This window comes from Winogradskyella marincola (genome assembly GCF_029624125.1).
Taxonomy (GTDB): domain Bacteria; phylum Bacteroidota; class Bacteroidia; order Flavobacteriales; family Flavobacteriaceae; genus Winogradskyella; species Winogradskyella marincola.
This window is the reverse complement of the sequence record NZ_JARSBN010000003.1, coordinates 349,818-366,242: the sequence shown is the minus strand read 5'-3', so window position 1 is coordinate 366,242 and position 16,425 is coordinate 349,818. Positions and strand designations below refer to the sequence as shown.

The 16,425-nt window shown below is 31.2% G+C and carries 14 protein-coding genes; 13 read left to right on the top strand and 1 reads right to left on the bottom strand.

The genetic code is table 11. The annotated features are described in order from the left end of the window. The first annotated feature begins 82 nt into the window (after positions 1-82). The 13 genes from tsaE to P7122_RS07180 all read left to right on the top strand — a co-directional run bounded on the left by tsaE (position 83) and on the right by P7122_RS07180 (position 12,678). A complete protein-coding gene (tsaE, locus tag P7122_RS07240) occupies positions 83-547 on the top strand; it encodes a tRNA (adenosine(37)-N6)-threonylcarbamoyltransferase complex ATPase subunit type 1 TsaE (protein ID WP_347402809.1) in 465 nt (154 codons plus the stop codon). Positions 548-711: 164 nt separating this feature from the next. Next, positions 712-855 carry a hypothetical protein gene (locus P7122_RS07235; protein ID WP_278005113.1) on the top strand — a complete coding sequence of 48 codons (144 nt, stop codon included), beginning with the start codon at positions 712-714 and terminating at the stop codon, positions 853-855. Continuing rightward, complete coding sequence (locus P7122_RS07230; protein ID WP_278005112.1) at positions 818-1,351, top strand: hypothetical protein; 534 nt, start codon at positions 818-820, stop codon at positions 1,349-1,351. The genes P7122_RS07235 and P7122_RS07230 overlap by 38 nt, the downstream gene beginning before the upstream one ends. Before the next feature lie 109 nt (positions 1,352-1,460). Then, positions 1,461-2,660 (top strand): alanine dehydrogenase, encoded by a 1,200-nt coding sequence (locus P7122_RS07225; protein ID WP_278005111.1) that lies wholly within the window; start codon positions 1,461-1,463, stop codon positions 2,658-2,660. Positions 2,661-2,672: 12 nt separating this feature from the next. Next, complete coding sequence (locus P7122_RS07220; protein ID WP_278005110.1) at positions 2,673-3,050, top strand: hypothetical protein; 378 nt, start codon at positions 2,673-2,675, stop codon at positions 3,048-3,050. Between the two features lie 81 nt (positions 3,051-3,131). After that, the gene (locus tag P7122_RS07215; protein WP_278005109.1) at positions 3,132-4,154 is read left to right on the top strand and encodes an NAD-dependent epimerase; all 1,023 of its coding nucleotides are present in this window, start codon (positions 3,132-3,134) and stop codon (positions 4,152-4,154) included. Between the two features lie 160 nt (positions 4,155-4,314). After that, the gene (locus P7122_RS07210; RefSeq protein ID WP_278005108.1) at positions 4,315-5,694 is read left to right on the top strand and encodes a nucleotide sugar dehydrogenase; all 1,380 of its coding nucleotides are present in this window, start codon (positions 4,315-4,317) and stop codon (positions 5,692-5,694) included. 74 nt (positions 5,695-5,768) lie between these two features. Next, complete coding sequence (locus tag P7122_RS07205; protein ID WP_278005107.1) at positions 5,769-6,788, top strand: alpha/beta hydrolase family protein; 1,020 nt, start codon at positions 5,769-5,771, stop codon at positions 6,786-6,788. A gap of 127 nt (positions 6,789-6,915) precedes the next feature. Then, positions 6,916-8,013, top strand: coding sequence for an acyltransferase family protein (locus P7122_RS07200; protein WP_278005106.1), 1,098 nt, complete (start codon positions 6,916-6,918; stop codon positions 8,011-8,013). 8 nt (positions 8,014-8,021) lie between these two features. After that, positions 8,022-9,128: a glycosyltransferase family 4 protein gene (locus P7122_RS07195; RefSeq protein WP_278005105.1), complete on the top strand. Its 1,107-nt coding sequence runs from the start codon at positions 8,022-8,024 to the stop codon at positions 9,126-9,128. Further along, a complete protein-coding gene (locus P7122_RS07190; protein ID WP_278005104.1) occupies positions 9,129-10,100 on the top strand; it encodes an LB_356 family protein in 972 nt (323 codons plus the stop codon). Positions 10,101-10,108: 8 nt separating this feature from the next. Then, on the top strand, positions 10,109-11,542 hold the full coding sequence (locus tag P7122_RS07185; protein ID WP_278005103.1) for an MBOAT family O-acyltransferase: 1,434 nt from the start codon (positions 10,109-10,111) through the stop codon (positions 11,540-11,542). Positions 11,543-11,568: 26 nt separating this feature from the next. Then, positions 11,569-12,678: an O-antigen ligase family protein gene (locus P7122_RS07180; protein WP_278005102.1), complete on the top strand. Its 1,110-nt coding sequence runs from the start codon at positions 11,569-11,571 to the stop codon at positions 12,676-12,678. A gap of 50 nt (positions 12,679-12,728) precedes the next feature. Here the strand turns inward: P7122_RS07180 and P7122_RS07175 are convergent, their stop codons facing one another. After that, positions 12,729-16,400 (bottom strand): Ig-like domain-containing protein, encoded by a 3,672-nt coding sequence (locus P7122_RS07175; RefSeq protein WP_278005101.1) that lies wholly within the window; start codon positions 16,398-16,400, stop codon positions 12,729-12,731. Positions 16,401-16,425: the final 25 nt, after the last annotated feature.

Below are 16,425 nucleotides of genomic sequence, written 5' to 3'. Positions count from 1 at the left end.
AAAATCCGACGAAATACACTTTTTCCTAGGTTTTTAAAAAAATTATTACTAACATTGTGTCCAAATTTAGTAATAGGTTGACGTGCAAAATATTGAGTTAACATATCATATAAATGAAATTGATGATGTAGCATTAAAAGTGCTCAATAATTTAGAGTACAAAGCACTTTTATTTAATGGTGAAATGGGTGCAGGCAAAACAACGCTAATTAATGCAATATTAAGAGCTATGAAAAGTGAAGATATTGCCACAAGCCCAACATTTTCTATTGTTAACGAATACAAATCGCCAAAAGGAAGTATTTATCATTTTGATTTTTACAGAATAGAATCTTTAGATGAAGCTTATAATTTTGGAATAGAAGATTACCTATATAGTAACAATTGGCTATTTATAGAATGGCCAGATCGTATAGAAGAAATATTACCAGAGAACACTCAAACCGTTACCATTACTAAGATTGACAACGAGACAAGAAACCTCAAATTATCAATAAACGATAAACTTTTAACCGAAAATAAAGCTATGACTGAACCGAAATTTTAAGTAATTTCAATGACATTCTAACGAAATAGTTTTGTGGTTACGGTTTTTCCGTAACGAAAACATCATAATTTCTTGGATTTTAACATTAGTTGATTTTTACAAGGTGAACTATCACTATACATTTGTATCAAATTAATTAATCATTTTAAATCCCTTTTTAAATTATGAAAACTAAAAAATTAGTATTAGCAGTAGCTATCTTCGGTGGAGTTTTATTTACAGCTCAAGCAACAAACATTATCGACTTAGATGGACAAACTACAACACAAGTTGACAAAAGAAAACTTAAAATCCCAACACACGGATAAGAAGTCTTACAATAGAAAAATTCTATTAGGGAGTATCATTGCTACAATAATAGCTGGTACTCCTTTTTTATTCTACGTATATGAGTATGTGCCAGATACTCAAACATGGGAAACTATATTTGGAACATACAACAGCAATCTGTATGGCAGCGCAAACGTTGGTGTATGGGTTTTAATGATGAAAGTCATTCCTTTGCTTTTGTCTTTTATATGGTTTTTTACATGCAAGCACTGGTGGTATCATGTTTTAATTATTCCAATAGCTATGTTTTCGTTTCAATGTTTAAGTGCTCTTAATGACGATATAGTTTACATGGATGAATTACATATTATTTGGCTACTTCCTTTTATGGCTATAGTTTTTCCTTCTATCTACTTGATAAGAGCAAAAATGTTTAATCAAATAAATGATGCAGATAAGACTATGGAAGAACTTGAAGAAGAGTTTATGATTAAGCCAAAAACATTTTGGGGTAAGATTAAACAATATTTTTAAGCAAAATTTTTAGCACTAAAATTTAATTTGTAACTTAAAAGTTGGATAAATTGAGATTGCAAGATTGTGTTTTTATTATCTTGCAACAACTAAGTCAATTACTAACTTAATGAGTAAATCTTTATCACCATTTACTAAAGCTCAATTACTGCCTCAAGAAGAGACTTTAGAAATTTTTAAGCAAAAAGGGGAATTATTTATAGGAATTCCTAAAGAAACCCATTTTCAAGAGAGTCGTGTATGTCTTACACCAGATGCCGTATCTGCATTAACAGCCAATGGCCATCGTGTTTTATTTGAATCTGGTGCAGGTAAAGGAGCAAATTTTAAAGACAAAGATTACAGTGAAGCCGGAGCTGAAGTTACTAAAGACACAGCTAAGGTCTACTCCTGCCCTATGGTTTTAAAAGTTGAGCCTCCATCTTTAGATGAAATATCGCTTATAAACCCACAAACCATAATAATATCTGCTTTACAGATAAAAACACAAAGCAAAGCTTATTTTGAAGCCTTAGCTAAAAAACGAATTACAGCACTAGCTTTTGAATATATTAAAGACGAAGATGGTGCTTATCCAGCGGTTCGCTCTCTGAGTGAAATTGCAGGCACTGCGTCTATATTGATTGCATCAGAATTATTATCTAATGTTAATGGTGGGAACGGATTAATGATGGGCAATATTAATGGTGTACCACCAACAGAGGTTCTTATTCTTGGTGCTGGAACAGTTGGAGAGTTTGCTGCCAGATCTGCTATTGGTCTTGGTGCTAATATCAAAATATTTGATAGCTCTATAACCAAACTGCGTTGTATTCAGAATAATCTGGGGAGATCTGTATATACATCTACTATGCAACCAAAAAATTTACTTAAAGCATTAAAAAGATGTGATGTTGCTATTGGTGCAGTAAGAGGCAACAATCGTGCGCCAGTAGTCGTAACAGAGACTATGGTAGACCATATGAAACCTGGATCTGTAATTATAGACGTAAGCATAGATATGGGAGGTTGTTTTGAAACAAGTGAAGTTACCACTCACGACCACCCTACTTTTGAACACAATGGAGTTATTCATTATTGTGTTCCTAATATTCCTGCAAGATATTCTAGAACAGCTTCTGTTTCTATAAGTAATATTTTTACACCTTACCTTCTTGAAATTGGAGAATATGGAGGACTAGAAAATGCTTTACGTTTTGATAGAGGATTAAAAAATGGATTGTATTTTTACCACGGTATTTTAACTAACAAATCTGTTGCAGAATGGTTTGGCTTAGATTATAACGATGCCAACTTATTAATATTCTAATCAATCAAATACATGAAATTTACACAACGTTTAGCCTATTATCTGGGAGGATTTTCTATTGGTCTTATTATATTAATGTTTTTCCTTAATGGAAAAGACGCTTCTTGCGATTATGGCCCTAATGCAAGAACCGTAAAAAACATTAGTTCTAAGCAAATTAGCTATTCTTCTGAAGTCTCAAATTTTGTAACTACACATTCCATAGACTCGTCTACAGTGCTTAATCTCATTAAGTATGGTAATGTGGATTTTTCGAAGAGTAATACTAAATTAGATTCTTGTAAAATTTATCACTTAGATAATATTTATAAAGACAAAGACATTAAAATGAGTATTGAAAATTGCGATTCAATAGCTAAAATATTAGTTATGAGTTATATTAACGAATAAAATTATAGTTTCATAGTATAAATATCTATTCTAAATATTTAATTGTAATATTTGGATTCTTAACTTAAATCTACCAAAAAAATGAAAATACTTGTAACTGGTGCTGCAGGATTCATTGGCTTTTTCACTTCAAAAGTATTATTAGAAAAAGGACATGAAGTTGTAGGTCTAGACAATATTAATGATTACTACGATGTCAACCTTAAGTTTTCAAGATTAGGAGAATTAGGAATTAACAAAAGTGACGCCGAAAATTTCAATAACTTTTGTAAAAGTACTAATGACAACTTTTCATTTGTTAGAATGAATCTTGAAGACCGAGAAGCATTACCAAAACTTTTTGAACAGGAAAAATTTGATGTTGTATGTAACCTTGCTGCGCAAGCAGGTGTTAGATACAGCCTTGAAAATCCAGAAACATACATAGATTCTAACTTAGTTGGCTTTTTAAACATTCTGGAATGTTGTAGACACAACAATATTAAACATTTGGTATACGCAAGTAGTTCTAGTGTTTACGGATTAAATGAAAAGATCCCTTTTTCAACAGATGATAATGTAGATCATCCTATAAGCTTGTATGCTGCCACAAAGAAAAGTAATGAATTAATGGCTCATACATACAGTCACTTATTTAATATACCAACTACCGGTTTACGATTTTTTACCGTTTATGGCCCTTGGGGAAGACCTGATATGGCCATGTTTTTATTTACAGATGCCATTGTAAATGACAGACCTATTAAAGTCTTTAATCATGGTAAAATGGAGCGTGACTTCACTTACATAGATGATATAGTAGAAGGTGTTGTTCGTATTTGCGAAAAGCAAACACAAGAGCGTTTAGATTCAAATTCTTTATACAAGGTATACAATATAGGAAACAATAATTCTGTTAAGCTTTTAGACTTCATTAAAGAAATAGAATTTAATTTAGGTAAAGAAGCGGATAAAAATATGATGCCTATTCAACCAGGAGATGTAGAAAAAACCTGGGCAGATGTAGACCAACTCATAAAAGACTATGATTACAGACCTAACACTTCTATAAAAGAAGGAGTTAAGTCGTTTGTAAATTGGTATAAATCTTACTATAATAAATAATTTCAATGATGTAGAACGATATAATATTCACTTCAAAAATTACTGAATGAAGTTTATCGTAAAAACTAGTCGTTGATATATTAATTTGCAGATAATTAAATAAATCCCACACTTTTGTTAAGCTTAATAAATTAACCCGAGTCAAACACATAAAAATAAAATGAAAATTTCTAAAATTTGCTGTATTGGAGCTGGATATGTAGGAGGACCTACCATGGCTGTAATCGCTAAAAAGAATCCAAACATTCAAGTTACTATTGTAGATATTAATGCAGAAAGAATTGCTGCATGGAATGATGAAGATGTTTCAAAATTACCAATCTATGAACCTGGATTAGCAGAAATAGTAGCTGAAACCAGAGGGAAAAATTTATTCTTTTCAACAGAAATAAATAAAGCCATTGATGAGTCTGAAATGATATTTATTTCAGTTAATACTCCAACCAAAACTTATGGTAAAGGAAAAGGAATGGCTGCAGACTTAAAATATGTAGAACTTTGTGCCAGAAACATTGCAGATGTAGCTAAAACAGATAAGATTGTAGTTGAAAAATCTACGCTTCCTGTTAGGACAGCTCAGGCCATAAAAAGTATTTTACACAATACAGGAAGTGATGTAAAGTTTGATATTTTATCAAATCCTGAATTTTTAGCTGAAGGTACTGCTATTCAAGATTTATTAAATCCTGATCGTGTTTTAATAGGTGGTGAATCTGAAGAGGCTATTGAGGCTTTAGCTAATATATATGGTAGCTGGGTGCCACAAGATCAAATTTTAAGAACTAATGTATGGTCTTCTGAGTTATCAAAGTTAACCGCTAATGCTTTTTTAGCACAACGTATTTCTTCAATTAATGCTATTTCTGAGCTTTGCGAAAGAACAGAAGCTGATGTAAGCGAAGTAGCAAGAGCTATTGGAATGGATTCTAGAATTGGTTCTAAATTCTTAAATGCTTCTATTGGTTTTGGCGGATCTTGTTTTCAGAAAGATATACTAAACTTAGTATACATTGCTAGAAGCTACGGGTTAAATGAAGTGGCTGACTACTGGGAACAAGTAATTATTCTTAACGATCATCAAAAAAGAAGATTCTCTGACAATTTAATAAGCACGTTGTATAATACTGTATCTGGTAAGAAAATTGCTATGCTTGGTTGGGCTTTTAAGAAAGATACCAATGACACAAGAGAGTCAGCTGCTATTTACGTAGCAGATCACTTATTAAATGAACAGGCTAATATTGCTGTATATGACCCTAAAGTGCCAAGTCAAAAGGTTTATAGTGATTTAGATTACTTACAAACGCGTTCTGAGGAAGAGAATAAAGATTTAGTTGAAACTTTTGATAACCCTTATGATGCTGTAAAAGATGCACATGCCATTGCAATAATGACAGAATGGGATGAGTTTAAAACTTATGATTGGAAAAAGATTTTTGGTCTTATGAAAAAACCTGCTTTCATATTTGATGGTAGAAACATCTTAAATAAAGATGAAATGACCGAAATAGGTTTTGAATATTCTTCTATTGGAAAGTAGTGGTAAATTATAAAATCAATAGAATTCAATATTTGAGATAAATATCACATTTGAATAAATACAGGAGCGTAGTGATGAAAAACAAGATTAGTAAATCAATATTTTTTATTACTACGCTTTTTTTTGGGATTGCAATTGGTGTTCTTTTGAGACATAGTAAACAGAGCTGGTCGATTATTCAAAAATTTTATGTAAACAATAACTCTAAAATAGATAGGTGGGAAAGTACATTTACTATAGCCAATATAAAATCTAGTAAAGATAATACAATCCAAAAAGCTTATTACTACAAAACAAAATCAAAATCACCTAAACCTCTAGTAGTAAGTTTACATACATGGAATGGTAACTATGCTCAGTATGATGCATTAGCTGAGCTTTGTTTAAAAAATAACCTTAATTATATACACCCAGATTTTAGAGGTCCAAATAACACTTCAGAAGCTTGTTGTAGTGACCTAGTATTAGCAGACATTGATGATGCAATAACCTATGCCTTAGAGAATTTTAATGTTGACGATAGTGAAATTTATGTTGTTGGTTTTAGTGGTGGTGGATATGCAACTCTTAGTACTTTCATGAAGTCTAAGCATAATATTAAAAAGTTCTCAGCATGGGCATCTATTTCAAATTTGGAGTCATGGTATAACGAAAGTATAATATTAGAAAACTTAGAATATGTAAATGATATTCTAAAATGCACAAATTCAATTAATGATCTCAATCTTGAAATAGCAAAACAAAAGTCTCCAATTCATTGGGATGCTTCAATATCTAAACTAGAACACCAAGAGTTAAAACTTTATGCAGGAATATATGATGGCTTGCAAGGTAGTGTGCCTATCACCCACTCTATAAATTTTTATAATAAAATATTAAGAGATTTAAATGTTAGTGATTCTACTTATTATGTATCTCAAAAAGAAAAACTGTTGTTACTAGAAAACAGAAAACCACTAGGCAACTATGGCTTTATATCAAATAGAAAAGTTTTCTTAAGAAAATCATATAAAAATATAAGCATAGAAGTCTTTGAAGGAGAGCATGAAATTTTGTCTAAATACGCTTTAAATGACTTAATTAGCGCAAATTAGTTTCAATAAAACTCTTAATAAGAGTGTTTTATTAACAGACATCGAAGTTTTTATCTTATTAACTTAAAAACTACATTTATTAAAATCTTTTGTTAATATTTGAATTCTAAATCTACAAACCTAACCAATGAGCGTAGCAGCTGTAAAAAAAGAAAGACTCTATCATCTAGATTTAATAAGATTTCTTGCAGCATTATATGTGGTTTTTTATCACTATTGTTTCAGAGGTTTTGCAAAAGACAATTATTCTATTCTTCAGTTTCAATCGCTTGAAGACTTTTCTAAATATGGTTATTTAGGTGTCGAATTATTTTTTATGATTAGTGGGTTTGTAATCCTTATGTCTGCAAGAAACTCTAATTTAATCAACTTTTGCATCTCACGTTTTACAAGGTTATATCCTGCATTTTGGTTTTGTGTTTTGCTATCCGCATCTGTAATAGCTTTATTCGGAGCACCACTTTTTAGCGTAAATCTAAAACAGGTTTTAGTTAATATGACGATGTTTAATGGTTTTGTTGGTGTGGATCATGTAGATGGTGTTTATTGGTCTTTAATGGTAGAATTAAAATTCTATATACTCATCGGTATTCTCTTAGTTTTTAGACTTATAAAATATATCGAAGCATTTGGTTGGTTTTTAATACTTGTATGTGTGTTACAAATATTTATACCTTTTTCAGAAGCTAACATAGCACTTAAAACTTTATATTATTTATGTTTTGTTAAAAGCAGTCCATATTTTGTAGCTGGTATGTTCTTTTTCTTATTAAAAAATAATAAAAGCATTATAAAAAATGTATTACCAATACTAGTGTCTTATAGTTTAGCTATATACTTAGCTTTTCAAGGTACTGAAACTCGAAATTTAAGGTATGATGGTGTATATGACGTTTATACTGTGATATTCTTAATAACATTATTTTTTATTGTTATGTTTTTAGTGAGCATGGATAAGCTTAATATTTTTAATAAAAAGATATTCTTATACTTTGGTGTCCTCACCTATCCTTTATACCTAATACATCAAAAAATTGGATACATAATTTTCAATAGTTTTGGTTTATATATTAACAAATGGCTTTTACTTTTTGTTGTTATTATGGCTATGCTTTTTGCTTCATATGCAATTAATAAATACATAGAAAAACCCTTAGGTAACTACATGAGAAAAAAGTTAAAAGCGAATGCATTTTTAAACAAATTAAAACTAACTTTAAAGTAACCTAAGCTTTGAGCCTTAATCAATATAAGAAAAAGAAAATAGCATTTGTTATTGGTGCTTTAACACCAGGAGGTGCAGAACGCGTTATTTCTACACTCAGTAATGGACTGATTGACGATTTTGATGTTACGATAATTACTTTCAAAAAATCAAAACCTTTTTATAGATTAGATGAAAAAATTCAAGTTATTTCATGTTTTGATAAAATTGATAAACCTACATCTGTATTTGGCTCAATAAAACTAAATTATAACATATTAAAAAAAGTAACTTCGATAGTTAAGAGCGAGCAAATAGACTTATTAATAGGCTTTATAACTTCAGCTAATATAATAGCAACATTAGCAGCCAAAAGAAATGGTATCCCTAGTTTAATTAGCGAAAGAAATGATCCGTTAAAAAAAGATATTCCGCGTTTTTGGTTAATACTAAGGAAACTTGTTTATCCAAAATCAGACAATCTTATAGTACAAACCGAAAAGGTTAAGGCTATATATACCAGCATGTTAAATCACAAGAGTATTACGGTTTTACCAAATCCAATTTCTTCAGATTTATCACAACTCAGAAAGAATGAAGCCAAAAGAGAGAAAATAATCTTAACAGTCGGAAGATTAAATAATGATAAGAGGCAAGACAAGTTAATTAAGGCGGTAAACGAACTTAAATTAGAAGGTTGGAAAGTTATAATAATAGGAAAAGGACCGAACAAAGATAAATTAAATAACCTTATTGAAAGTCTTAACCTGTCTGATCAAATAGAAATTTTATCAAATATCAAAAACATTCATGACTATTACATGAAAGCTTCAATATTTGTATTTACCTCTAAAGCAGAAGGCTTTCCAAATGCGTTACTAGAAGCCATGCATTTTGGTTTACCTTGTATATCTACAGACTGTAACTATGGCCCTTCTGACCTTATCACTGATGGTAAAGATGGTTTTTTAGTGCCTGTTAATGACCAAAGTATATTAGTAAAAAAGATAGATGAATTAATAAAAGATGATAAGCTAAAAGCACAGTTTTCTATAAACGCAATTGAGACATCTTTAAATTATACTAGTAAAAAAGTAACAGAAAAATGGAAGAATGTAATAAACCAACATTTTTAAATGAAAAAATTTCTTAAACATATTGCTTACGGTTTCTTTTTCTTTGCATTAATCAACATATTAATACTTATAAAGTATGAATATCCTGCGTATAAGGCTATAAAAAATAAGACTCATAAAAATTACTTAAAATGGAATAGCATTCACACCAACAAAAACACTTATGATTTAATAATCTTAGGTTCTAGTAGGTGTTACACAGGTTTTAACCCTAAGGTTATTGATAAGGAATTAAATATTGAATCTTTTAACATGGGAACTTCAGCACAGGATATAGCAGAATCTTACTACTCTCTTGTCGAAATTTTAGATTATCAAAATCCAAAATATATTGTTCTTGAGTCTTTTTTAGATTTATCTAATGACAGACATGACTTTTATCAAATTTTTTCTAATGCCTCATTTTTTAATTCCACAAAAAATAAGTTTAATCTAATTGTCGATGGTTATGGTAGTAAAGGAATAACTAACTACTTAATACCACTAATAAAGTTTAACAGCTACATAAAAAAAGATATTAGTTCTCTATTTTCTAATAAGCCAAAAAAAGCTCCTGAAATTAATTGGTATAAAGGTTTTTTAAATGACTCAACTGTTATTACCGAAAAACAAATAAAGTCTCTAAGACCTATGCCAAATATTAAGAGTTCATCTTTTAATGAAGACCGTTTCACAACCTATTTTAATAAAATATATGACCTTACAAAGACTAAGGGAATTAAACTTATAGTTATTAGAACTCCTTATCCTCCTTCTCGTTTAACAATAGATGATAATAAAGACGAAGAACACTTTTTTTATAACTATTTGAAAAACTATAAAGATGTTAGTTACTATGATTTAAATACACATAAACCAGAAGTTTTTACAGATCAAGATTTTTCAGATTATCATCATGCTAACATTGATGGTGCCTATAAAATGAGTAAACAGCTTGTTGATATTATAAAAACCATTCAAAAAAATAATTAAAAACAGTTATGCTTTTTAATTCACTAGAATTTTTCATTTTTCTTCCCATAGTTTTTGCTTTATACTGGCTAATTGGAAATAAACAGATTAAGCAACAAAATGTGCTTATAGCTATAGCAAGTTATGTCTTTTATGGTTGGTGGGATTGGAGATTTTTATTCTTAATCTTATTCAGTTCTTTAGTAGATTATACAATTGGCCTAAAGCTTCAATCTGAAGACAAACCCTCTAAACGAAAAACACTTCTTTGGATAAGTATTTGTGTCAATTTGGGTTTTCTGGGATTCTTTAAATACTACAACTTTTTTGTAGATAGTCTTGTAGACTCTTTTACGTTTTTTGGAGGAAAACTTAGTATCAATACTTTAAACATTATATTACCTGTAGGGATTAGTTTTTATACATTTCAAACTTTAAGCTACACTATAGATGTTTATAATAAAAAACTAGAACCAACTAAAGACTTCTTTGGGTTTATGGCATTTGTTAGTTTCTTTCCTCAGTTGGTTGCAGGACCAATTGAAAGAGCTACAAACCTACTGCCGCAGTTTCATAAAAAGAGAGAGTTTGTTTATGAGCAAGCTGTAGACGGCTTGCGTCAAGTACTTTGGGGTTTATTTAAAAAAGTAGTCATTGCAGATAATTGTGCTACATATGCTAATATGATTTTTAATAATCAAGACGATTATTCTGGAAGCACACTTCTTCTTGGTGCATTTTTCTTTGCTTTTCAGATATATGGTGATTTCTCAGGATATTCCGATATAGCTATTGGTATCTCTCGTTTATTTGGATTTAACCTTAAACGAAATTTTGCTTTTCCTTATTTTTCAAGAGATATAGCTGAGTTTTGGAGGCGTTGGCACATATCATTATCTACTTGGTTTAGAGATTACTTGTACATTCCTTTGGGTGGTAGCAGAGGTGGATTAAAAATGAAGATACGAAACACATTTATCATCTTTATTGTTAGTGGATTTTGGCATGGTGCCAATTGGACATTTGTGGTTTGGGGCGCCTTAAATGCTATTTACTTTTTACCCTTACTCCTATTAAACAAGAATAGGGTTAATACTAATTTGGTAGCTGAAGGAAAGTATTTCCCAACCTTTAAAGAGTTATCTCAAATGGCAATAACCTTTTTTATAACACTCATTGCCTGGATATTCTTTAGGGCAAATAATGTTACTGATGCATTTATTTATATTAAAGATATATTCTCAGAAACATTATTCTCAATACCTGAAATTTTTCCTTTAACAATACTAGGGTTAGTGGTCTTCTTTATGTTTATAGAATGGCTTGGTAGATCTGGTGAGTATGCTATACAAAATGTTGATTTTATGAAGAAACCAATACGTTGGAGTTTTTATTTTTTGCTTATAATTTTAATATTTAGCTTTACAGGTGAGCAGCAAGAGTTTATTTATTTTCAATTTTAACTAACTATCAAATATCATAAAAACAAATGAAAGCCCTAAAGTATGTAACTTTTGGTTTAGTGATGCTAAACATACCTTCTATAGCTCTTTCGGCTTATGGAGGTGGTATAGGGAGTTTATTAAGTTATGTAACGATTTTATTATTAGCAGTATACTACTTCTTTGAAAAAAAAACACGACCAAATTGGTGGCTAATAATCATTTCTATCTTATTTTTTATGATTGGAGGCCTACAATTTATAGGCCTTACTTCTGGTTTTATCTATGACACAATTAAGTATTTTATCTATTTAATTAGCGCATATGAGCTGGTAAAAAACACTAGTATAGCTGAGTTTAATGTAGTTCTATTGATAGGAGCTCTTACAGTACCTTTAGAGGCACTTCTTTTTACAAGTGAATATGGAAGATATGCTGGCTTTTATATTAATGCCAATGTTGCAGGTTTTATATGTATTACTGGCTACGCAACAACTTACGGATTAAAAAATACAACTGCCAAACTCATAGGGCAATTTTTATTTACACTAGCAGGTCTTTTAACTTTTTCAAGAACATTTATCGTTATATGGTTATTAATTAATGTTATCTCATTGAAAATAAGTATAAAAAACATCAGGATATTTGGTTTGGGATTTTTAATTATTGGAACTCTTTTTTTTATAGATGAAGTTGTTGGTCTTAATAACCCTAGATTTGATCAATTAAAAAGCATAGTTAATAATGAAGGTGTAGATACAGAAGAAATAAATGAAGACTCTAGAGCAGATACTTGGGCATTATTCTATGATAAAATTTTAGACTCGCCTATTATTGGTAATGGTTATGGATCATTTTCAGGAAAAGAAGGTCATGGCTTAGGTGTTCATAATTCTTATCTTATGGTGCTTGGTGAAGCTGGAATTTTACCTTTTATTTTGTTTGTAATTTACATTGGTTACCTCATTGTTATGAGTATAATTTACTTTAACAAAAAGCCTAATTTGATTATGCAAACTATTGCATTATCTCTGTTTTTAATGGCTAATCACAATTTTTTTACTTTTTATTATGTATCATTTGCTACTATGTGGATTCAGTACCAAGTTGAGCTAGCGAAAAATGATAATGAAGAAGAGGAATTAATTAGTGTGTAAAAAAAAGGCAAGTTAAAAACCTGCCTTTTAAATTATTTAAATTTATATACTTATCTTACAATTAGCCTTTTGTATAGTTCTCTTTCAACATCGGCTAATTTAATTAAATACATACCAGGTCGTAACCCACTAACATCTACTCTAGTTGTTGAGGAAACACTTAAACTTTCGTTTTCAACACTTTTTTGAAAAATTAACTTTCCTGTTAAGTCATATAAATAAAAGCCTGTTAGTTGATCACTTCCAGCTAACTTAATATCTACATATTCTCTTGCAGGATTTGGATATACTGTAAATTCAAACTCTAAAGCCGTACCATTAGGATCTTCAATTACAGCTCCATCATCATTACAATCATTATCTACAAAAACAATTACGGTATCTTCATCAAAATCTAGTGCATTAAACACTGTTACAGTATATTCTGTAGTTTCGGTTGGAGAGACCTGTATTGACTGAGTTGTTTCACCTGTATTCCATACATACTCATCTCCTCCACTTGCTGTTAAAGTTACAGTTTCACCTAAACAAATCTCTTGATCTTCGCCAGCGTCTGCCTCAACTTCTGGTATTACATTAACAGTTACTTGTTTTTCATCGTAACACTCTCCAATATAACCTCTTACCTCATAAGTTGTTGTTTGAGAAGGACTAACAGCTATGTTAGGCTGTGTACCTCCATTATTCCATTCATAGGTGTTAGCGCCAGATGCAGATAATGTTACGAAATCACCACTCATTATATCAACACTTTCACCATTTAAGATTACCACATCAGGATTAGGATCTACGAAAACTGTAACAGTATCAGTAGCTTCTTGTATTCCCGAAGTTACAGTTACAGTATATGTTGTGGTTGAGAAAGGACTAACTACAATACTTTGACTTGTTTCACCTGTACTCCATAAATAACTATCACCAGAAGTTGCTGTTAATACCACTTCGTAAGAATCATTTTCACAAACGTGTTCATCTTGACCTGCAGATATAACTAACACCTCTTCTACAGTAACGGTTACTTGAGCTTCAGCAGAACAACTAGCTGTAGATCCTGTAACAGTATAGGTGGTTGTTGTACTTGGTGTTACAATTATGGCTTCATTTGTTTCACCTGTATTCCACTCATAGTCTGAAGCTCCAGAAACATTAAGTTGAACACTTTCACCCTCAATAATGGTTACATCTTCAGTTATTGTTAATGTTGGAATATCATTAACAGTTACAGTTACAGAATCTGAATCTGAGTTTCCAAAATTATCACTAACTGTAACCGTATATGTTGTTGTAGTGTTTGGGCTTATGGTTATTTGTGCAGACGTTTCACCTGTACTCCATTCATAGTTTACACCACCAGAGGCTGTTAATACAACTTCTTCTCCATTACATATTTCTACATCATCACCTGCATTTGCTATTAACTCAGGTATTACAGTCACTGTAACTTCCCCGTTACTTGTACATCCATTTTCAGAAGTAGAAGAAACAGTATAAGTTGTCGTTTCTGAAGGAGATACCTCTATAGTAGATGTAGTTTCTCCAGTACTCCATGTATAATTATCACTACCAGTTACTGTTAGTGTTGTAGACTCACCATTCATAATAGTTACATCATTACTAACAGTTATATTTGGTAAAGGACTTACAAATACAGTAACATCATCTGAGTTTGAACAAGCATTATCATTGGTTACTTCTACTGTGTATGTTGTATTAGAACTTGGTGTAACAGAAATAGAAGCTGTGGTTTGACCTGTACTCCATAAATAATCATCACCACCTGTTGCTGTAAGTGTTATTGTATCACCTTCACATATGGTTTGATCGTCACCTGCGTTTGCACTTGGCAATTCATTGACAGTTACAGTAACCGTATCCTCATCACTGTTATCAAATTCATCAAAAGCAGTGACAGTATATGTTGTTGTCTCAGTTGGATTAACATTTATAGAAGGTGTAGTCTCTCCGTTACTCCATAAATAACTTTGACCACCAGATGCTGATAGCACAACGGACTCCCCTTGGCAAATAGTTTGGTCTGGTCCAGCGTTCGCTTCGAACGCTTCTGGCAAAACCGTTATGACTGATGAATCTGAAAATCCTCCATCATTTGTTGTGAAAGTTATTGTAGCTTCACCAACCATTACTGGTGTAACTTCTCCATTAACATCAACAGTTGCTATAGTTTCATCACTACTAGTCCATACACCAGATTGATCTGTTGCATTACTAGGGTTTACATTTGCATTCAATGTTATAGTTTCAGACATTAAGACTTCAGCAGTCTCAGGAGTTACATCAACACCTGTAACATTTACAACAGGAATAGGTTCAGTATTATCTACTTGATTTAAATACTCTTCTAACCATGTGTATCCACTTGGTGCAATATCGTTATGATCTTGTCCTGCAGGAACATTTGCAGTAAACCAAACTTCAGGAATATGAGAATTAGACTGATAAAAATCATCTGGTCTCGTGTTAGATAATGTTTGAATAGGTAACTCTATAGCTGTAACTCTTGTTGATGCATCATCTATGTCTATACCATTTATGTGTTCTGTGTCATAAACATCTCTATACTCAGCAACGTTACCATTATCATCAATATATTTATAAGAACCTATTTGAGGTAAAACTTCTGTTTTTAATTCACTAGAATCATATATAGTAAAGTTACTGTTTCCTTTTAACGGGAAAGGAGAAGTTACAAATACATCTTGAGGTAATGGTTCAAAATTATTTTGATATTCTGTCCAAACAACGCTTTCGTCCGATTGATATTCATCGGTTGTTTCGTTTGGATCCATATAATTGTTATCATTATATATGTGATAATTACCATCTGGATTATTGTTGTAAGCACAATGTTTTAAAACATTAGTAGTGTTTGTTCCACCTTGATAATAGTTTCCTATATGATTTAAAGTGAAATCCCAATCGTCCATTCTTATTAAACGAGACTTCCAATTGTGTGCAATATTGTTAATGGCATCTACTTTAATTGCTGCACCACCTTTCATTGGTATCCTATGACTAATATTGTAGTAGGCATTTCTAATTATTGAAACCTCACCATAATCTACATCTCCTTGAGGAGTGGTATCTCCAACAATAAGAGCATTCTTAGATTGAGCCATTAAACAATATTGTATTGTTTTGTCTGTTGATATTTCTGAATTAGAAGTTAATGCAAAACATATGTCAGGAGTATTAGATGCCGATAAATGGTCAAAAATAACATTGTTACCATCAGTATTACTTAAGCATCCATCGGTTGCTGTTGTCTCTCTAAATTTTAGGTATCTAACAATTACGTTATCAACTCCAAACATTCTAATTTTTCCACCTGTTATGGTAACACCACCCAATGGTGCGCTTTGTCCTGCAAGAGTAATTCCTCCAGAAGCATTACCTCCTTGTTCTGGGCTACTAAGTACAATGTTAGAATCTAGGTTAATAATTCCACTAACATCAAAAACTATTGTTCTATCTTGATCTTGGTAATCTACTAATGCGCTTCGTAACGAACCAATACCACTATCATTTAAATTAGTTACATGCACCACAATTCCTCCTCGACCTCCAGATGTGTATGCACCTGCGCCCATTGCTGTTGGAAAAGCTAACTGCTGACTGTAGACACTAGTAAGAGTTAGTGCTACAAAAAGTAAAAATATTGCATGTTTTTTATTGCAAGTAAGTAGGCTTCTTAATGGTTTCATTTTCATTCTTCTATTAATCAATTAT